At 69.3% G+C, this 2,372-nt stretch carries 2 protein-coding genes; one reads left to right on the top strand and one right to left on the bottom strand.

Going from position 1 to position 2,372, the window contains the following annotated elements; genetic code table 11:
* The first annotated feature begins 164 nt into the window (after positions 1-164).
* Complete coding sequence (locus AB0M20_RS38665) at positions 165-1,115, top strand: S8 family serine peptidase (RefSeq protein ID WP_364305920.1); 951 nt, start codon at positions 165-167, stop codon at positions 1,113-1,115.
* 81 nt (positions 1,116-1,196) lie between these two features.
* On the opposite strand, the gene AB0M20_RS38660 is transcribed toward AB0M20_RS38665, so the two are convergent.
* A partial coding sequence (locus AB0M20_RS38660; RefSeq protein WP_364305918.1) for an AMP-binding protein occupies positions 1,197-2,372 on the bottom strand: 1,176 nt, incomplete at its 5' end.

Here is a 2,372-nt window from a genome sequence, read left to right as displayed (position 1 = left end):
TGCAGTTCGTGACCCAGGACCGCAGATTCAGGCTGGCAGCCGCTTCCACTCCTGCGCCGCCGCGGTGCGAGAACGTCCTGGGAGGCCCCCAGTGCCTCCCGGACTGGGCCGACCGCATCGATCTGGAGCGGTCATCGACCCGTGCCGGAGATGGGCGGGGGTCGGTGAACGTCAACGTGGCCATCATCGACAGCGGGATCGCCGGTAACCACCCCGACCTCAACGTCAAGGGTGGCGTGGACTGCCACACCGGCACCCTGGTCGTGCCGGGGACCAGCCTGACCGACACACTCCCGCACGGGACCCTGGTCGCCGGCATCGCGGGCGCCAGGGACAACCAAGTCGGCGTGGTGGGAGCAGCTCCCGGCGCGCCGCTGTGGTCGGTGAAAGTTGTGGACCCCCAGGGCGGAAGCACGCTGTCTGCCGTCCTGTGCGGGATTGACTGGGTGACCTCGACCCGCCAAGACACCAGCCGGTCCAACGACATCGCGGTCGCCAACATGAGTTTCGAGCTCGACTTCGCCGGCGATGATCGGTGCGGGCTCACCAACGATGACCCATTTCACCTGGCCATCTGCAAGTCGGTAGCGGCCGGGGTGACCTACGTGGGGTCGGCGGGCAACCAGGCCATCGACTTCGCCGCCCGCATCCCCGCCTCCTACGACGAGGTGCTCACCGTCACCGCCATGGCCGACTTCGACGGCAAGCCGGGCGGCAAGGCGCCCCCAGAGTGCGACCTTGAACAGATCGGCATCGCCGATGACGCCGCCGCCACCTTCAGCAACTACGCGGTGGCACTTCGCGACAAGCTGCGCACGATCGCCGCACCGGGGGCGTGTATGGAGACCACGGTCCCGCCCGAGCTAGGGCTGGGCGAGTACGCTCCGGCAGTCGCCGGGACCAGCCTGGCCGCTCCCGCGGTCGCCGGGACAGTGGCGCTGTGCATCGCAGACGGAAACTGCCGGTCCGGTCACCCGACCCGCAACATGCTCACCGTGCTGGCAGACACCGCCCGGTACAACCTCTCCCACCCCCACTACGGGTACGAGGGTGACCCGCTGCGGCCGTTCCCCGGCCGGCACTACGGGTTCCTGGTCACAGCGGCGGCGTACTAACACCAGCGGCGACCCCTCGATGCTCATGCGAGTGCGAGCGAGTGGGATGACCGCCCACAATGGACGTGTCATGCGTGACGCTCAGCCGATGTCGGTGGGGGCGGGCTGGGCGGCGAGGTCGGCGATGACGAGCTTGAGCTTGCCGGCCGCTGAGCGGGGAAGCTCGTCGCGGCATTCGACGGTCACCTGTGGGTCACGGATGCCGAGATCAACCAGTTTGTGGACAACCGCCTGCTGAATGCGGCGTTCCAACCCGGAGGCGCCGCCCGCTGCGGCTGCGTTCGATGAGCGGGTCGGGACGATCAGGACGGTCAGGGCGGGACCGTGTTGACGAACTTGGAACTCGACGATGTCGGGGTCGCGGGTGAGCAGGGCGAAATGCAGCGGGTGGATGGCGATCGCAGGGCCGTCGCGGGCCGGGAGGGAGAGGATGTCGTCGCTGCGGCCGTGGATGGTGCCGGCGCGGACCAGGCTGCGTCCGCATGGGCACGGCTCGGGATCCAGGGTGACGACGTCGGTGACCTCCACCCGGATCAACGGTTGCACCAGGTTGTAGAGGTTTGTGACGAGCAGTCGGGCGCCGGGTTGGCCGGCCGGCACGGGTTGCCCGTCGGCGTCGACGTTCTCGACCAGGGTGGTGTCCTCGAACAGGTGGATGCCTCGGTGATGCTCGCATTCGGAGCCCCACAGCCCCTCTGTGCAGCCGTAGGCGTTGAAGGGCTGCACCCCGAAGGCCTGCTGGAGCCGCCGGGTCATCTCCGGGGTGCGCAGCTCGGCAATGGTCACCACGCTCTGTGGTTTGACTCGCAGGCGGCCGGCCCGCTGCTCGTCGGCCAGCCACATCGCCACCGACGGGTAGGCGTGCAGGTAGGTGGGCTGGAACTGGTTCAGCGCCTGGACCAGTTGAGACAGCGGCAGGGTGACCGGCAGGCTCAGGACGCGATGCAGACCGACCGCCATTGTGGCGGCGACCTGGCGGCTGACGTGGAAGGGGGCGGCGCCGCCGAGCAGCGCCACACGCCGGCGGGGCAGGCTGGGCCGTAGGCCGGCCCAGCGAGAGATACGCAGCGCTTGGGCGCCGACCGATCGCCAGCCGGCGGCGTCGTAGACGAACAGGCCCGGGCGACCCGAGGAGCCGCTGGTCAGCATCACCCGGTAGCGGTCCAGACAGAGCTGGTCACGGGGCATCCGGCCGACCCAGTCCAGCAGTGGGTCACGGCGCAGGCGAGGGTCGCAGACCAGGTCGTCGAAGTGTTC

The organism is Actinoplanes sp. NPDC051633, from assembly GCF_040681735.1.
GTDB lineage: Bacteria > Actinomycetota > Actinomycetes > Mycobacteriales > Micromonosporaceae > Actinoplanes.
Note: the sequence above shows the minus strand (reverse complement) of the source record. Positions and strands in the feature narration are given on the sequence as shown.